A 14,852-nucleotide genomic window follows, 5' to 3' on the forward strand; every position below is an offset into this window, starting at 1 on the left:
TCACACCCTTCTTATAATATCATCTAATGCTTTGAAAGTGTCCTTTTCCTTAATTTTATATGTTTTAACATTTTTTATTTTATCTAGTTGTCTTATCTTCCGGTTAACTTCCTCATTTTCATGGTCTAGGTTGTCAATGATTATGATTCTTATCTTGCCACGGTTTTCTAACTGTTTTATCATATTAGTCATATTTTTTTCAAGTATTGTCTTTGTGTATGTTTGTGTAATCTTCGTATCTTTTGTCTGGTATTGTATGTTGGGATCTAATGTTGTTGTTATGATATGATACTTTTTGCCAAATTTTTGGAATAATTCTATTATTGATTCAATATCATTTTTCTCATTGACTTTCAATGTTTTTCTATTGAAATATTTTTTCTTAATTTTATTCAACGTTAATACCTCCTTTAATCTTTTCTTAACTTATAATTCACTATTTTCAAGAAATATTTTTAATTATTTTCTTGATTGTATAATTATTTATTAAGAGTTACTTATAAAGGATTTTAAGCCCCATACTCCCTCCCCCACTCTCCCACACTCCCCCACACACTCACTCCCTCTCTGTGCCCAAAAACACGAGGTATAACGAAATAAAATCTAACCACCAAAAAAAAATAATACTTACCAACACCCCCCACAGTACTTACCAACACCCCCCTCCCCCCAATATTACTTACCAACCCCCGGTTTCCTTTAAATAACATAAAAAACTAATAAATAAAACAGAAAAAAACACAAAAAAAGAGGTGAAAAAAAGATGAGCATACTCGAAGAAATAATGCAAACAGACAGCTCAGTATTCAAAAACCAAGACATATTCAACATAAACTACCTACCCGAAATAATACACGGCAGAGACCAAGAACTAAAAAGCATACTAATAAACATCAAACCCATACTAACAAACAACAAAGTACTAAACACAATAATCATGGGAAACCCCAGCACAGGAAAAACAACAGTAATAAAACACGCACTACTAGAAATAGAAAACTACACAGACATAAAAACATGCTACATCAACTGCAACATCCAAAACACACTAAGAAAAATATACACCCAAATATTCAAACTACTATTCGAAATACAACCAAGAAGCAACGTAGCAACAGAAATAATACAAGAAAAAATAATGGAAAAACTAGAACAAGAACCACTAATACTAGTATTCGACGACCTAAACACACTATCAGAGCCAGACACAAACAAACTAATCAACGAACTATTCCGAGCAAACGAATACTACCACACAAACATAGCAATAATAATCATAGTAAACAACATACTATTCAAATACTCACTAGAAAAAAGCGCACAAAGCATACTACACTGCAACGAAATAATATTCACAGACTACACAGAAGAACAAATGTACTCCATACTAAAAACAAGATGCGACAAAGGATTCAAACCAGGAGTCATAAACGACCAACAAATAAAAAAAATAACAAAAACAGCAAAAGAACACTCAAGCCTAAGATGGGGACTAAAAGTACTAAACGCACTAGGACTAAAAATAGAAACAGAAAACAGAGACAAAATAACAGACAACGACATAATGAACTTCACACTATGAAAAAAGTAATAAAAAACAAATAAATAAAGAAAATTAATCAAGATATATCCTATTAATTGTATTAACTTTGTCAAAATCTGAATCAAATGAAACAATAGTATTAACAGAATTTTTCTGCATAGTATATAATAATGTACAATCAGAATAATTAATACTTTGATTGTAATAATTAAATAATTCTAAAAATTTAAAATAATCATCTTCTGATAAAAAAATCAATTTTATCCAATTTTAAAATTGAATTAATTATCATATCAGTAGCAATAGTATGATTAGTTCTTTTAATACTGTTAATTGTTTCAACTAAAACAGTATTATTGATGATTTTCTTTTCATTTTTTAAAAAAGTTTTTAATTCAGTAGCTTTAATATGATACTGGTCATTATCAATAATTAAACCTATCAGATAACTACTATCTAAAAATATCATTGCCAGCATCCTCATTTATAACTACTTTTTTTCAAATCAACGGCATTAGTTGGAATATCCGAATGAACGATTCCATCTAATTCATCTAAAACATCATCACCTTCAGGCTTATCATTTTCTAAAAATTTCTCTATTTGATCTAAACTCATAACTTTTTTATTAGGGAAATTATCTTCTTTTAAACCCTTTAAAATATATTTATTAGCAAGATCTAATTGACTAATACCTGTTTGAGCACTTTTTAATTTTAATTGTTGTTTAATATCTTCATTAATCCTTATTGTTGCGGCCATGAAAATCACTAAAATTGCATATATGTATCCTGGTATATAAAAATACCTTTTGTACTAAAAATAGAAAAAGAAAACAGAGACAAAATAACAGACAACGACATAATGAACTTCACATTATGAAAAAAAAGTAATAAAAATTAAAGTAGTTTACGTAACTTCAACAACTTTCTAGGAGATACCTTAATCATAGCCTTAAGCAATGATCTGGTAGAGAGCTTAGTGATGTTAGCACGAGCAATAGCACCCAAATACTCATTCATATCATCATCATCCAAATTATAAATAAAATCACGAACAGTAATAAGTTTCCTGAACTTTTTACCAATATGCTCATCAACATAATCAGCATATTCACGTAAATTATCCACGGAAACATCATTCTCTCTGATAGCACGGGCAGCAACACGTCCTGCTATCATACCACTTTCAAGTCCAGTGTCAATACCTCCACCAGTAATAGGACTCACACAACCTGCAGCATCACCCACAAGCATAAAATTATCCGCAATTAGAGTGTCAAAAACACCACACAATGGATTACCACCAACATTAACCTCAACAATCTGACCATCACAAGTTTCAGGATTATTTTTCACAAAATCATCAAGATACTCCAGTGCAGTTTTATCTCCTTTAACACCAGAAACATCAATACCTACATTAGCAGTATCATAACCCTTAGGGAATATCCAAGCATAACCACCAGGTGCAACACTACCAAAATAAAACTCGATAGTATCGCTCTTTTCCATCTTAAGATTAGTCATCTCATACTGAGCTCCAGACTCCATCTCTGCAAGAGGAACTTTAGTGTTAATTCCCATCCAACTAGACACACGACCTTCCGGACCATCAGCTCCAATAACAATCCGAGCCTTTATCTGGGAATACTCATTATTAAAACTTCTAATATCCACAAGTAAATAATCCCCTTCACGGGTTATCCCAGTAGCTTCCGTTTTAATCATAACCTCAGCACCACTACGAATAGCATCCATTGTAACATGCTTGTCAAACACTTTACGTTCCAATATTATTCCAGTGGCCGGAGTTTCCAAAGTCTCTGAGGTAAACCATGCACTAGTTCCATCAGGTGCAACAAGACGTGCACCATCAATATGTCTTGCAATCCATCGTTCATCAGCAGTAATGCCAACACTTTCAAGAACACCATCCATTATGCCCTCACCGCAACGTTTAGGCGTTCCAATCTCTGACTTCTTATCAATAATTAATGTTCTGGCACCATTACGGCTAGCCTCACGAGCAGCCATACTACCAGCAGGACCAGCACCAATAATTAATACATCAACTTCTTTAACATCACTCATAAAAATTCCCTGTAAAAATCTTTTTTTATATTAATTATAATATATGAACAGATAAGTTTATTATTTTTTACTATTAAACTAATGGATTATTGAAGATAACCTGTTACCAATCAGATATTCTCTTAAGATTTAATGTTTCAAAATACATTTTAAACAATTCATTTTTAACAATGTATTCTTCATCTTTTTTTTTCAAAGAAATTATGTGACGTGTTTAATTCTAGAAAATCATCTAAAACTTTCTCTTCTCTGGTATTTAATATATGTTCAAGTTCTGTTTTATTAAATTTAAAAGAGTTATAATTACTTATTTTAAAAAGTATTGATTTATATTCTTTGTTTTCATCGTATTCTTCATAATTAGAGATCACATAATTTTTTCCAACACTTTCACCAGCATCAATAATTCCTCTGGTTGCTATTTTTTCCGTGATTGTATTGCTGGTATTAATCTTGTTAAATAATGAAAAACCAATTTGTTGCATAAGTAAGGGTAATCCATTAGTATATTTTACCATAAGTTTCAACGCTTTTTTTTCAATGTTGATATTAACTCGTTTAAGCATTTCTTCATAGAAATCAGAAACTTCTTCATCCTTTAATGGTTCTAACTCTTCTCTTTGGAAAATTCTTGAAAAGGATGGATTTAATCTGTGTAATTTTCCAAATTTTTTAGAATAACCCGTTAAAATAAATGCAATGGGTATGTTAATATCATCATTTACTGCAATTGTGTCAACCATACTTTATACCAGTTTGGAAATATTTTATTTTCAGATAAACCATTTATATTATCAATGATTATTAGAAGTCCTGTTTTATTTTCAATATCGTTGAAAAGTTCTTGTATTGTGTGAATAAAATTAGTTTTAATATCTATAAGTAATGGAGAATGATTATTAATCTTTATTTCAGTACCCCACACACCAATTTTTGTCACATTATCTTTAATTAACTCTTTAAATCTTAAGGAAACAGATTCTTTTTTAGCTTTTTTTAATAACTCTGTAATAATATTTTTTAACAGTTCATCCGGTGTCAACACCGTTATTTTATATATGGATTGCTAAAATATTATGTTCTGATTCAAGTATGTCTGAGATATATTTTGTCAAAGAAGTTTTTCCAATACCTCTTTCACTCGTAATAAAAAAATGTTTTTGATTATTTCTGGATAAATGGGATAATTGTGGTATGATATGTTCTAATATATCGTTTCTTCCCTTAAAATATTCTGGATAAACAGGAACACCTACTTGGAATGGGGAATCAAATTCCTTATTCATAAAATACACCTTATGGATATACTTGTTGTATTTTTAAATATTAAATATTTATTTGGAATTCATCCCTAGTCATTTCATATATGTTTGTGATTTCAACATTATCTTACTAAAATGATATATTCTTTGTTTGATAAACTAAGAGTAGTATAGATAGTTATGAAGTTTAATGAAATTAAAATTAATGATATTATAATAGAGTACTATGTGGAGTATCGTAATGTAAAATATATACGTTATGAATTAAGGGATGGAGTTTTAAGGCTCGTACTTCCCAAACGTAGTAAAATTAATGTTGAAGAACAAATTCATAAAAAGGATAAATGGTTGTATAAGAAGATTAAGCAATACCGGAAAAACTTGGAGAAAAACAGGTTATTAACCTCGGATAAGAAGTTAGAAAACAGGTCATTAATTGAATTAAAGTATTTGGTTAATGGCTTTGTTGAGGAGTATGAAAAGAAATTAAATGTTAATGTTAACAGGATACAGTATAGGTCAATGGTACATAAGTGGGGTAGTTGTAGCAGTCTCAGAAACATTACATTATCAAAGGATCTTAGATTTTTGCCGGATGCTCTTGTGAGGTATATTGTTTATCATGAAATGTCACATATTATCGTGATGGCCCATAATGATAAGTTCTATGAACTAATAAAAAAGGAATTTGAAAATTATAAGAAATATGATGAAGAATTAGAACAATACCTTTATCTTATTAACAAGAATAACTGAACCTCCCATTAAATTGAAAATATTTGATTGCTCTTTGCTCGTGTGTTATAGTAAGGCAAAGGTTTGGGGTGGTATATGTATTATGTTCTCATCCTTTTCTATTTTATTTGATTTATTTGATATTATGATGCCATGTTTTGAATTATAATGTTCCATAGCATTTACTACCTGTCGTTTATCCTTTCGGCCATGTCCAACTTCTATTGGTATACTTCCATAAACGTCATGCCAAAGTATAAAGTCAACATTTGATTTTTTTCCACCATCATAATATAATGAAAAATTATAATTGTAATCAGATAATTCATGTAATTTTGATGCAACTAAGTTCTCAAGTAAGACTCCTTCAATTTTATTCTTATCTTTAGTTATGCTGCCAATATAACTTGATAATGCATATTTTATGCTGCTAGTTGCAAAATAGTATTTCCACGCTTTTCTGTTACGATTAGATGATGAACCATATGTTTCTAAATGGAATATTAAATGTGTTTTTTCAAGTAATTCTAGTGTGGTTTTAACATTTCCGCTCGCAGTATTTAATATGTTTGAGAGCTTATTTTGTGAAATATCTGCTGATTCATTTAAGGCTAGTTGACGTAAAATTCTATTTGCATTTGTTCTATTTTCTTCTGAAATATTCTTAATATGGGGCATGTCTGTTTCAACTACTTTTTTGGTCATTTTAACTATTTTGTCCCTAATTTTTATAGTATTTTTTTCTGTGAAGTAGATTGGATATCCTCCATACAATAGGTAATTATTCCATTCAAGGTGGTTAAACTCGTAATTACTCATTATTGTATCCTGATATTCTTTTTCTTTTTCCAGACATTCTTCAATATCTCCTTTTAATAACATGTTCATTAGTGGGGTGGTGTTATGTTTTATATTTAATTTATATTTTAGTTTGAGATGTTGTAGGAAATCTAATGGACGAATATCAGAGGTATGTGATCTTCTTGCTGCATTTGCATTGTATTCTAAATGGAGTGCTGATGAACCTGAGAAAATCATGAAAATATTTGATGAACGGTCATAGATGATTTTTCCGGATAATGCCCAATCTTTGTCATATTGTGATTCATCAATCAATAAAAATATTTTTTTCTCCAAAAGTCTTATGTTTGTATCATGATGATTTTTCAGATATATTTCTGTAATTTCTCGGATGCTGCAGTTTGTTAAATCATTTACATCATCACAGGATAGGTATAATATTTGGTTATATGGAACATTTTTTTCTCGTAGTAAGTAATTGTATGTTTGAAAGAGTAGTGTTGTTTTTCCTACTCCTCTTATGCCTGGTAGGACGATGAAGCGTTCATCTTCTATATTGTCTAGGAAATTGTCGATGTATGTTTTTAATTCGTTGAATTCTGTTCTATGTTTATATTTTAGGTTGTTGTGTGATGTTTTTTCATTTATTTTTAGGGGCAGTTCTATTAGGTTTTCGTTGATATAATTTGAAAGTATTTGGTTTCGGTCTTCCATGTGGATACACACCTATTAATATTTTTGTTTTTACTTAAATTTTTGATTAAAATTAGTATTTTTTTACTTAAAAATTTATGTAAAAATACTGTTTTATTGAATAAATATTTATTTATTTATCCATATAAAATGTGTGGAAGAAATTTTAGTATGTTTTATATTGGAGTGTAAAGTTTAATTTTAGGTGGTTTATAGAATAAGTGTTGTATTTTTGGTGTGGAGTGTTTTTTTCTTAGAAATAGAATTGTTAATAAAAGAAAAATAATTCATTGTTTTGCTCTTAGGATGTTGTTTTGAGCTTGTTTTTAGGGAGTTTTTATTATTTTTCTTTTATATTTTTTTTACAAGTTATATTATGTTTTTTTAATAAGGAGTGGTGAGTTAAGTTTTTTTTTAGACTGTGTCTTTCTTATTAAAAGTTGTTTTTTTTATAATAGGTGATTTAATTTTTTTTAACTATTTTTTTGTATTTGTAGGAGTAATAGTTTTTTTCTTTTAATTTTTGAATGTTTGCATAGTCTTTATTTTTTTTTCTTTAACTCGGTTTTTTTTGACTAAGATTATATGGCTTATAGGTTTAGGATAACCTAAATTTCTTAGTCAATTAAATGTTGTACTCAAAAGTATATAAAGGTTTTGGTATACCTAAAAATTTAATCATTGCAAAAAAAACAACAAAACCCAAAATAAAACAACAACAAAACTAAAAAAAATAAAACAAGAAAAGAAAACTACCTGTTTTCCAAAATATCTTCCTTAAGATCAGAACGTGTGAAAGGAACTTCAAGTCCCATAGCCAATGCCTTATCAACATTCTTAACACGCTGTTTCTTCTTATTAGTACTTAATTTTCTTAACATTTCAAGACCAAACTTACCTTCATTAGTCTCAGTAACTTCTAAAACACCATCATCAACAGCACTATTAATAAGTTCAACACCAACATCCGTTCTTTTTATAACAGTAGACCATCCAGGCTTAGCCCCAACAGAACCACAAGAAAAGTCAGATAACTCTGCAACATAATCCATACAATATTTACAACCACTCTGCTCATAACCATGAGTCTGCTTAATAGGAATTGCAGTTTCATCATCAGCAGTTCTGATGAATAATTTACCCTTGGAAATATCCATCTTAGTAACCTTCTCAGGAACAGTATTAGCCTTATCCTGAATAAAAGCCTTCAATGAATCATAAGGGAAATTCTCCATACAATAAATACCAGTTACAAGTGCAACTTTATCCATAACATTTCTAAGACCCATAGGATAAGCCTGCATCTTACGAAGCCCCATAACCTGGCATGGTGTTCCAACAGTTCCAATTTTTTCAAGACCATAACTACGAGTTGCTTCTTTAATCATTGCAAGATTAGGACACATAGTATACTTTGTACCAGCCGCCTTTAAAATTTCCTTCTTGGTTGTTGCAACGATAGGTTCAGGCTTCCATGCTTCTTCACCTTCTCCTGCAACTATTGTTCCATCAATTATATTCTTTTCAAGAGCATATACGAGTAGTGCGGTTATGATTCCACCATCTTGTGATTTGCTTAATATTTTTTTATCGGTTGCTCTTGCTGTTATTATCTCCTGGTGTGGTCCGAGGACTGAATCTTGTATCATATGCTTTACTCCCCCTTATTCTAATCCCATTTCTTTCTTAATTTGGTCTATTGGCCACCAGCTACGTGTACATTGATAGTAGCATAAACCACATTTTACACATCTGTCACAGTTGAATGATGGTCTTCCATCCTTCATTGTCATTGCCCTTGTAGGACATGCTGCTGCACAGGCTCCACATCCAATACAAATGGACTGGTTTATTATTCTTTTCTGCAGGTCACATCCGCATGCATCCTTGTTTTCTGTGAATTTCATGAATGGTGCAAGGTAGTCCATGTCATTGTTTACTGCTGCTAGTATGACTTTTTTAATCATTTGTGGTGATGGTGGACATCCGGGTATTGCCATGTCTACTTTAACCAGTCTTTGTAATGCTAAAAAGGATGAGTGTTGTGGCTGTGCCCGTTGTCCTCCCTTAGCGTATACTGTGAATCCTCCCGTACATGCACATGATCCTAGTGCTACGAGTAGGTTTGATTTTTCTCTTGCTTCTTTAAGTTCTTTTATTGAATGTTCGTCTTCGAGACATACTGATCCTTCAATTAGGACTATGTCCATTTCTGGCATTTCCCAGCAGTCTACTAGTGTCTGACCGTATACTATGTCTACTGCGTTAAGCAGGTCTGCTAGTTCGTCATAGTTTTCAGTGAATGACATCAGGTCTCCTGTACACCCGGATAGGTGGATGTATCCTATTTTAAGTTTTTTTCCATTACTTTTAGGAGCTTTTGTTGTTTTCTTTTCTTTTTTATCCTCTGTTTTCATTATATTTCTAAGTTTTTCAAACAAGGTCTTCACCCCTTCTTTTTATTTTAAAACATAATATTATTCTTGTAGCATGGAATCTAAGACTTCATGGATGATGTCTATTGTTTGTGGAATTTTTTCTGTTAGTGTATTGCTTAATCCTATTTCCATCTCGTCGGGAACATTTTCTGGTTGTATTGCAATGATTTTTATGTTTATTTTGTCTTTTAGGTCGTGTAGGGGGTATGTTGCTGATAGTCCGTGTACGTCCATGTATCTTTCTTCTTCGTGTACCTGGTCTAGGTTTAGTGTTTTTATTGTTCCTGGTGTGGTGTTTAGTGATGCAATGTCAACTATTATTATGTTTTTCCATTTTTCTTGTGGTAGTGTGAATATGTAGTGTGGTGCGCTTGTTGCTCCGTCAATAACACATGTGTCTCCATTGAATGTTATGTTGTTTTCTTTTATGTGTTTTATTACTTCTGGTCCGAAGCCGTCGTCACCGTATAGTATGTTTCCACATCCGACTATTAGATTCTCATGATTGTAAGACATGTGGTTTTCCCTTCGTTGTTTTATAGTTGAACCATATCTTCTTTTATTACTTCTTTGTTTTCGTCATCTACTACTATCATGTGTGTTGCACAGGATAGGCATGGGTCGTATGCTCTTATTACGTCTGGTGCGTATTTGTAGTGTGTTCCTTCTGTTGCCAGTCCCATGGTTGGTATGTTCCATGTGGTTGGTACTATTGCGTTGTAGTCTGTTATGTATCCTTCTGGGGATATTTTTACTGTGTGTAGGTTTGTTCCTCTTGGTCCTTCTATTACTCCTACTCCTAGGCGGTTTGTTCCTTCTAGGGTGTATTTTGCCATTGTTTGTGCTGATGGGTCTACTTTGTCTATGAGGTCTATTATGCAGTCTGCTGCGTTAAGCATTTCCTGTGCTCTTGCCATGTGTTGTGCTTTGACTCCTTTGTCTTTGAATTTTCTGTATTTGTCTGCTCTTGCTCTTGGTCCTGTTTCTACTGGTGTGTTTTCGTATAGTGGTATTTGTGAGCATGCTGTTTTTCCTATTTTTTTGGCTGTTTTCTTGGTTTCTTCTTGGTATTCTTCGTCTTCTTGTTGTGTGTATTTGTCTGTGTACCATGAGTTTGGCATGATTTCTTCTATGCTTTGTAGGTTTATGTTTTGTCTGGATCCGTATGTGTTGCTTGTTGCTAGTACTGGTTGTGCGTGTACTCCTAGGTTTTCTGGGAATTCTTTTTGTTCTATGTATTCTGCCATTTGTGTTACGTGTTTTTCTAGTAGTCCTTTTAGGCCTGAGATTCTGGTTTTTATCTTGTTTTTTGTGTTTTTGGTTATGTTATGTGCCATTCCGCCGATTCTTATGTCTGATGGGTGGATTCCTTCTCCGCCTATTACGTCTTCTACGTATTGTGCTTGTTTTCGTATTTCTGAGACGTTTTTTACTATTTGGTTGTAGTCTTCTTGTGGTACGAAGTCTGGTGCTACTAGGAAGTGGTGTATTGCGTGGCTGTTTATTATGTGTGCGTTTAGGCATATTTCTCTTAGTATTTTTCCTGTTTTTGGCACATCTATTTTTAATGAGTCGTCTATTGCTTCTACTGATGCTAGTGTGTGTGTTACTGGGCATACTCCGCAGATTCTTTGTACTAGTACTGGTGCTGTTTCTGGTCTTTTGCCTATGACCATTTTTTCTATTCCTCGTACTGGTGTTATACTGTAGTAACGTCCTGTTGTTACTATTCCTTGATCATCTACTTCTAGTGATAAGGTTGCATGTCCCTCTTGTCTTGATGTTGGGGATATGGTAATGGTTTTACTCATATAAATCACCTATTATGTTCTATTACTTTTTGTAATGTTTTTCTTTTTATATTCTATTTTGTTTGTATTTATTAAAGTATGTGTCTTGTTTTTTTCTAAAAATTTGTTTTTCTTGTGATTCCATTTTTCTTTATTCTTTTTTAATGAAATTTTTTTTTTGACGGAATTCTATTTCCCACTATCTTTTATTTTATCATTATACATTATTATATTTTAAGAATATATCGTTTAACGATATATATGATTTTCAGGAAACATTGATACCTCCAACATAAATAAAAAACAGGAATACAAAAAGAAGTATTCCACAACACCAAAAAAAATAAAGGGGAGGAAAAAACATTTGAACATACTCAACAAAAAATACAAAGAAAAAAAACCAGACTCCAAATGGGTGCAAATAAAAGTAAACACATGGAACCCAGAAATCGGAGAAAAAATAGAAGGCAAACTAATACGCATAAGACAAAACAATAACCAAATAATATACACAATAGAAACAGACAAACACAAAAAAATAAAAATATGGGGAAAAACATACCTCGACGAGCTAATGGAAGAAATAGAAATAAACGACTACATAAGAATAACATACAACGGAATACAAAAAACAAAAAACAACAGACAAATGAAAAAATACAAAATAGAAAGGAGAATAGAAAAATGAACAACAATAACACATGGATGCCGGAAGAAGGTGAATCACTCGAAGGAACACTAGTAGAAAAACTAGAAAACATAGGAAAATACAACAGCAACTTATACAAAATAAAAACAAACAACAAAATAGTAGAAGTATGGGGTAAAAAACAATTAGACTCACTAATGAAACTAACAGAAATAGGCGACAAAATAATAATAACATACAAGGGAATGGAACAAGCAAATGATTTTAAAATGAAAAAATACGAACTGGAAATAATAAATGGAAACTAACCACAACGAAATCATAAAACAAATAGAAAACAACAACAATATACTACTATACAAACAGGATCTATACAAGACATACACTAACCTAAAAAAACAGTACCAGTCCATATACATATCAACACCCAAAAAAGGAAAAGTAGCATTCCAACAAATACTAAACAAAACCAGCAACAAAAAAGACACAAAAAACAAGACAATAAGCCAAATCATAGAAGACATAAAACAAAACACAAAACACACAAAAACAATAATATACATAAACAACTTCGAACAACTAACACGAAGAGAACTAGAAAACTACAAAGAACTAATACAACAAGAAAACATACAATTCATCGCAAACATAAACGAAGACAAAGAATTCATAGACAACCAACTACTAGACAACTTCATAATACTAAACAAAGAAGAATACCAGAACAACAGATCACAAAGCATAAACATAAACAACACAATACTCCTACTCTTATCCTTTTTAATACTCCTACTATTCCTACGAATACAACTAAGCCCACTACGATACATAATAAGCGGACTCTGGTTCACACTACTAATGTACAGAACAATATACTACCTCACAAAATGATAAACATGACCAAAATAAACGAAATACTAACATCAATAATACTATACTCAACCATATCATACATACTAACACTACCCAACCTGGAATACGGACTAATAATAACAATACTCGCATCACAACTAAACATACTACTACCAAAAAACTACAAACACACACTAATACACTACATACCACTAAGCATACTGCTAATAATAAACCCACACATAACAATACCCCTAATAACAGGATACACATCATCAATATTCATAGCATTACTATCCAAGAACGGATGCAAACTAATATACCCCATACGAGAAACAACATTCACAGGACCAGAAAACTACCTGGAAAACGATACAAAAAAAGACCATGCAGCAACAATGTTTCTCATAACACTAGTAACAATCACACTACTACTATCATTCAACGGAGAAGAAATAATAAACACAATAAACGAAAACAACAACCTAGAAACAATCATGACAAACAATAATCAAAACAATAACACACACGAAACAGTACACTACATAAACATTAACCCAGCATACACATCAAACAAAAACATAACAACAACAAAAACAGAAAACCAGACAACAACAATAATAACAGATTACGAAAAATAAGTAAAGAAGAATAATACTAAAATATTATTCTTCATCATTCTCTAATTTTTTAATAATTAAATTAGTCTCAGTGGTAACTAAAGAGAAAGAATCAATATCCTGATAAATCACACAACCAGCATTAATAAAAGAACCATTACCAATCTTAACACCAGGATTAACACTAGTATTTATACCAGTCTTAACATTATCCCCAAAGATAGCACCTAACTTCCTAAGACCAGAATCAACACGTTCACCCTTAACAGTAACCTTCACATGACCATCATCAAAACGAAGATTAGCAAGATTAGTACCTGCACCAAGATTACAATCTACACCAATAACAGAATCACCAACATAAGACAAATGACTAACATTAGTACCATCCATAATAATACTATTCTTAATCTCAACAGCATTACCTACACTAACATTATTACACAGACAGGCATTAGGCCTAAGATAAGTGTTAGGACCTACATCACAGTTATCCCCAATAAACACGGGGCCCTGAATATAACATCCACTACGAATAATACTGTTCTTACCAAGGTGAACAGGACCATGGATTGTAACATTCTCCTCAATCTCACCCTGAATATCATCTTCCATTTTTTCAAGGAAATCAGCATTGGACTTAAGTAACTCCCAAGGCCTACCAACATCCATCCAAGGCTCACGGGAAATAAGGCCAAGAATTTCATAACCCTTACCTAATTCAATCTCCAATGAATCAGTAATCTCATACTCTCCACGTTCAGACAACTCAGTTTCATGAATAGCCTCAAAAATCTCGGTACTGAACAAGTAAATACCTGCATTAGCAAGGTTACTTGGTGCATCCTCAACACTAGGCTTTTCAACAATCTCAACAATTTTATCATTCATGGTACTTACAATACCATAACTGGAAGGATCATCCACCTCAATAAGGGTGAGCACGCTCTTAACATCATTACTTGTACGTGTAGCATACTTTTCAATCAAGTTACGGATAAGATCATAACTAACAATAATATCCCCATTAAGCACGATGAAACTCTCATCAATATACTCTTCTGCACTACCAATAGCATGAGCAGTACCAAGCTGCCCATCCTGGATTGCATAGTTGATGTTAACACCAAACTCGCTACCATCACCAAAGTATTCTTCAATCACTTCTCTCTTATATCCTACTACTAATGTAATATCTTTGATACCTGCATCTCTTAAAGATTCAATATTGTATTGTATTAATGGTTTTCCACCAGTAATTAGCATAGTTTTTGGTCGTGTCGTGGTTAAAGGACGCATCCTAGTTCCTTCACCAGCTGTTAATATAACTGCTTTCATTAATAGTCACCTAAAATGTTATCTTAGTAATATCTTTA

The 14,852-nt window shown here is 32.0% G+C and carries 19 protein-coding genes; 6 read left to right on the top strand and 13 right to left on the bottom strand.

Annotated elements, in window-relative coordinates:
* Complete coding sequence (locus tag PXD04_RS19855) at window positions 1-396, bottom strand: hypothetical protein (RefSeq protein WP_323736548.1); 396 nt, start codon at window positions 394-396, stop codon at window positions 1-3.
* A 367-nt stretch (window positions 397-763) separates the two neighbouring features.
* On the opposite strand from PXD04_RS19855, the gene PXD04_RS19860 reads away from it, so the two are divergent.
* Window positions 764-1,582, top strand: coding sequence for a Cdc6/Cdc18 family protein (locus PXD04_RS19860; protein ID WP_323736549.1), 819 nt, complete (start codon window positions 764-766; stop codon window positions 1,580-1,582).
* A gap of 196 nt (window positions 1,583-1,778) precedes the next feature.
* Here the strand turns inward: PXD04_RS19860 and PXD04_RS19865 are convergent, their stop codons facing one another.
* From PXD04_RS19865 to PXD04_RS19890, 6 genes are all read right to left on the bottom strand, one after another.
* A complete protein-coding gene (locus PXD04_RS19865; protein WP_323736550.1) occupies window positions 1,779-2,012 on the bottom strand; it encodes a hypothetical protein in 234 nt (77 codons plus the stop codon).
* Window positions 2,013-2,023: 11 nt separating this feature from the next.
* Window positions 2,024-2,305, bottom strand: a complete 282-nt coding sequence (locus PXD04_RS19870) for a hypothetical protein (RefSeq protein ID WP_323736551.1) — start codon at window positions 2,303-2,305, stop codon at window positions 2,024-2,026.
* Between the two features lie 137 nt (window positions 2,306-2,442).
* Complete coding sequence (locus tag PXD04_RS19875; RefSeq protein WP_323736552.1) at window positions 2,443-3,636, bottom strand: NAD(P)/FAD-dependent oxidoreductase; 1,194 nt, start codon at window positions 3,634-3,636, stop codon at window positions 2,443-2,445.
* A gap of 179 nt (window positions 3,637-3,815) precedes the next feature.
* Window positions 3,816-4,379 (bottom strand): hypothetical protein, encoded by a 564-nt coding sequence (locus PXD04_RS19880; protein WP_323736553.1) that lies wholly within the window; start codon window positions 4,377-4,379, stop codon window positions 3,816-3,818.
* The gene (locus tag PXD04_RS19885; protein WP_323736554.1) at window positions 4,358-4,678 is read right to left on the bottom strand and encodes a hypothetical protein; all 321 of its coding nucleotides are present in this window, start codon (window positions 4,676-4,678) and stop codon (window positions 4,358-4,360) included. The genes PXD04_RS19880 and PXD04_RS19885 overlap by 22 nt, the downstream gene beginning before the upstream one ends.
* A gap of 10 nt (window positions 4,679-4,688) precedes the next feature.
* The gene (locus PXD04_RS19890) at window positions 4,689-4,922 is read right to left on the bottom strand and encodes a hypothetical protein (protein WP_323736555.1); all 234 of its coding nucleotides are present in this window, start codon (window positions 4,920-4,922) and stop codon (window positions 4,689-4,691) included.
* Window positions 4,923-5,078: 156 nt separating this feature from the next.
* On the opposite strand from PXD04_RS19890, the gene PXD04_RS19895 reads away from it, so the two are divergent.
* Entirely contained in the window at window positions 5,079-5,654 is a 576-nt protein-coding gene (locus PXD04_RS19895; protein WP_323736556.1) for a M48 family metallopeptidase, read from the top strand.
* Between the two features lie 45 nt (window positions 5,655-5,699).
* Here the strand turns inward: PXD04_RS19895 and PXD04_RS19900 are convergent, their stop codons facing one another.
* The 5 genes from PXD04_RS19900 to frhA form a co-directional block, all read right to left on the bottom strand.
* Window positions 5,700-7,148, bottom strand: a complete 1,449-nt coding sequence (locus PXD04_RS19900) for an ATP-binding protein (protein WP_323736557.1) — start codon at window positions 7,146-7,148, stop codon at window positions 5,700-5,702.
* A 731-nt stretch (window positions 7,149-7,879) separates the two neighbouring features.
* Window positions 7,880-8,776: a coenzyme F420 hydrogenase subunit beta gene (frhB, locus tag PXD04_RS19905; RefSeq protein ID WP_323736558.1), complete on the bottom strand. Its 897-nt coding sequence runs from the start codon at window positions 8,774-8,776 to the stop codon at window positions 7,880-7,882.
* Between the two features lie 15 nt (window positions 8,777-8,791).
* The gene (gene frhG / locus PXD04_RS19910) at window positions 8,792-9,544 is read right to left on the bottom strand and encodes a coenzyme F420 hydrogenase subunit gamma (protein WP_323737484.1); all 753 of its coding nucleotides are present in this window, start codon (window positions 9,542-9,544) and stop codon (window positions 8,792-8,794) included.
* A gap of 60 nt (window positions 9,545-9,604) precedes the next feature.
* Window positions 9,605-10,081 (bottom strand): coenzyme F420-reducing hydrogenase, FrhD protein, encoded by a 477-nt coding sequence (gene frhD / locus PXD04_RS19915; protein WP_323736559.1) that lies wholly within the window; start codon window positions 10,079-10,081, stop codon window positions 9,605-9,607.
* Window positions 10,082-10,101: 20 nt separating this feature from the next.
* Window positions 10,102-11,376, bottom strand: a complete 1,275-nt coding sequence (gene frhA, locus PXD04_RS19920; RefSeq protein WP_323736560.1) for a coenzyme F420 hydrogenase subunit alpha — start codon at window positions 11,374-11,376, stop codon at window positions 10,102-10,104.
* Between the two features lie 343 nt (window positions 11,377-11,719).
* Here frhA and PXD04_RS19925 point away from each other — a divergent pair, with 343 nt between their 5' ends.
* Genes PXD04_RS19925 through PXD04_RS19940 form a run of 4 tightly spaced genes read left to right on the top strand, consistent with a single transcriptional unit; the run spans window position 11,720 to window position 13,497 of the window.
* Complete coding sequence (locus PXD04_RS19925; protein ID WP_323736561.1) at window positions 11,720-12,043, top strand: hypothetical protein; 324 nt, start codon at window positions 11,720-11,722, stop codon at window positions 12,041-12,043.
* Entirely contained in the window at window positions 12,040-12,312 is a 273-nt protein-coding gene (locus tag PXD04_RS19930) for a hypothetical protein (protein WP_323736562.1), read from the top strand. Before PXD04_RS19925 ends, PXD04_RS19930 begins: the two co-directional genes overlap by 4 nt.
* Window positions 12,302-12,895, top strand: coding sequence for a hypothetical protein (locus tag PXD04_RS19935; RefSeq protein WP_323736563.1), 594 nt, complete (start codon window positions 12,302-12,304; stop codon window positions 12,893-12,895). The genes PXD04_RS19930 and PXD04_RS19935 overlap by 11 nt, the downstream gene beginning before the upstream one ends.
* 5 nt (window positions 12,896-12,900) lie before the next feature.
* Window positions 12,901-13,497: a hypothetical protein gene (locus PXD04_RS19940; protein WP_323736564.1), complete on the top strand. Its 597-nt coding sequence runs from the start codon at window positions 12,901-12,903 to the stop codon at window positions 13,495-13,497.
* Window positions 13,498-13,521: 24 nt separating this feature from the next.
* On the opposite strand, the gene glmU is transcribed toward PXD04_RS19940, so the two are convergent.
* Complete coding sequence (glmU, locus tag PXD04_RS19945) at window positions 13,522-14,814, bottom strand: bifunctional sugar-1-phosphate nucleotidylyltransferase/acetyltransferase (protein ID WP_323736565.1); 1,293 nt, start codon at window positions 14,812-14,814, stop codon at window positions 13,522-13,524.
* Between the last annotated feature and the right edge of the window lie 38 nt (window positions 14,815-14,852).

Source organism: Methanosphaera sp. ISO3-F5 (assembly GCF_034480035.2).
GTDB lineage: Archaea > Methanobacteriota > Methanobacteria > Methanobacteriales > Methanobacteriaceae > Methanosphaera.

What these genes read in the sequence shown, in the direction of transcription:
- frhD (WP_323736559.1), bottom strand. Translation starts at nt 10,081, where the DNA reads ATGTCTTACAATCATGAGAATCTAATAGTCGGATGTGGAAACATACTA.
- glmU (WP_323736565.1), bottom strand. Translation starts at nt 14,814, where the DNA reads ATGAAAGCAGTTATATTAACAGCTGGTGAAGGAACTAGGATGCGTCCT.
- PXD04_RS19870 (WP_323736551.1), bottom strand. Translation starts at nt 2,305, where the DNA reads ATGGCCGCAACAATAAGGATTAATGAAGATATTAAACAACAATTAAAA.
- PXD04_RS19860 (WP_323736549.1), top strand. Translation starts at nt 764, where the DNA reads ATGAGCATACTCGAAGAAATAATGCAAACAGACAGCTCAGTATTCAAA.
- PXD04_RS19865 (WP_323736550.1), bottom strand. Translation starts at nt 2,012, where the DNA reads ATGATATTTTTAGATAGTAGTTATCTGATAGGTTTAATTATTGATAAT.
- frhG (WP_323737484.1), bottom strand. Translation starts at nt 9,544, where the DNA reads ATGAAAACAGAGGATAAAAAAGAAAAGAAAACAACAAAAGCTCCTAAA.
- frhB (WP_323736558.1), bottom strand. Translation starts at nt 8,776, where the DNA reads ATGATACAAGATTCAGTCCTCGGACCACACCAGGAGATAATAACAGCA.
- PXD04_RS19880 (WP_323736553.1), bottom strand. Translation starts at nt 4,379, where the DNA reads ATGGTTGACACAATTGCAGTAAATGATGATATTAACATACCCATTGCA.
- PXD04_RS19875 (WP_323736552.1), bottom strand. Translation starts at nt 3,636, where the DNA reads ATGAGTGATGTTAAAGAAGTTGATGTATTAATTATTGGTGCTGGTCCT.
- PXD04_RS19890 (WP_323736555.1), bottom strand. Translation starts at nt 4,922, where the DNA reads ATGAATAAGGAATTTGATTCCCCATTCCAAGTAGGTGTTCCTGTTTAT.
- PXD04_RS19900 (WP_323736557.1), bottom strand. Translation starts at nt 7,148, where the DNA reads ATGGAAGACCGAAACCAAATACTTTCAAATTATATCAACGAAAACCTA.
- PXD04_RS19940 (WP_323736564.1), top strand. Translation starts at nt 12,901, where the DNA reads ATGACCAAAATAAACGAAATACTAACATCAATAATACTATACTCAACC.
- PXD04_RS19895 (WP_323736556.1), top strand. Translation starts at nt 5,079, where the DNA reads ATGAAGTTTAATGAAATTAAAATTAATGATATTATAATAGAGTACTAT.
- frhA (WP_323736560.1), bottom strand. Translation starts at nt 11,376, where the DNA reads ATGAGTAAAACCATTACCATATCCCCAACATCAAGACAAGAGGGACAT.
- PXD04_RS19935 (WP_323736563.1), top strand. Translation starts at nt 12,302, where the DNA reads ATGGAAACTAACCACAACGAAATCATAAAACAAATAGAAAACAACAAC.
- PXD04_RS19930 (WP_323736562.1), top strand. Translation starts at nt 12,040, where the DNA reads ATGAACAACAATAACACATGGATGCCGGAAGAAGGTGAATCACTCGAA.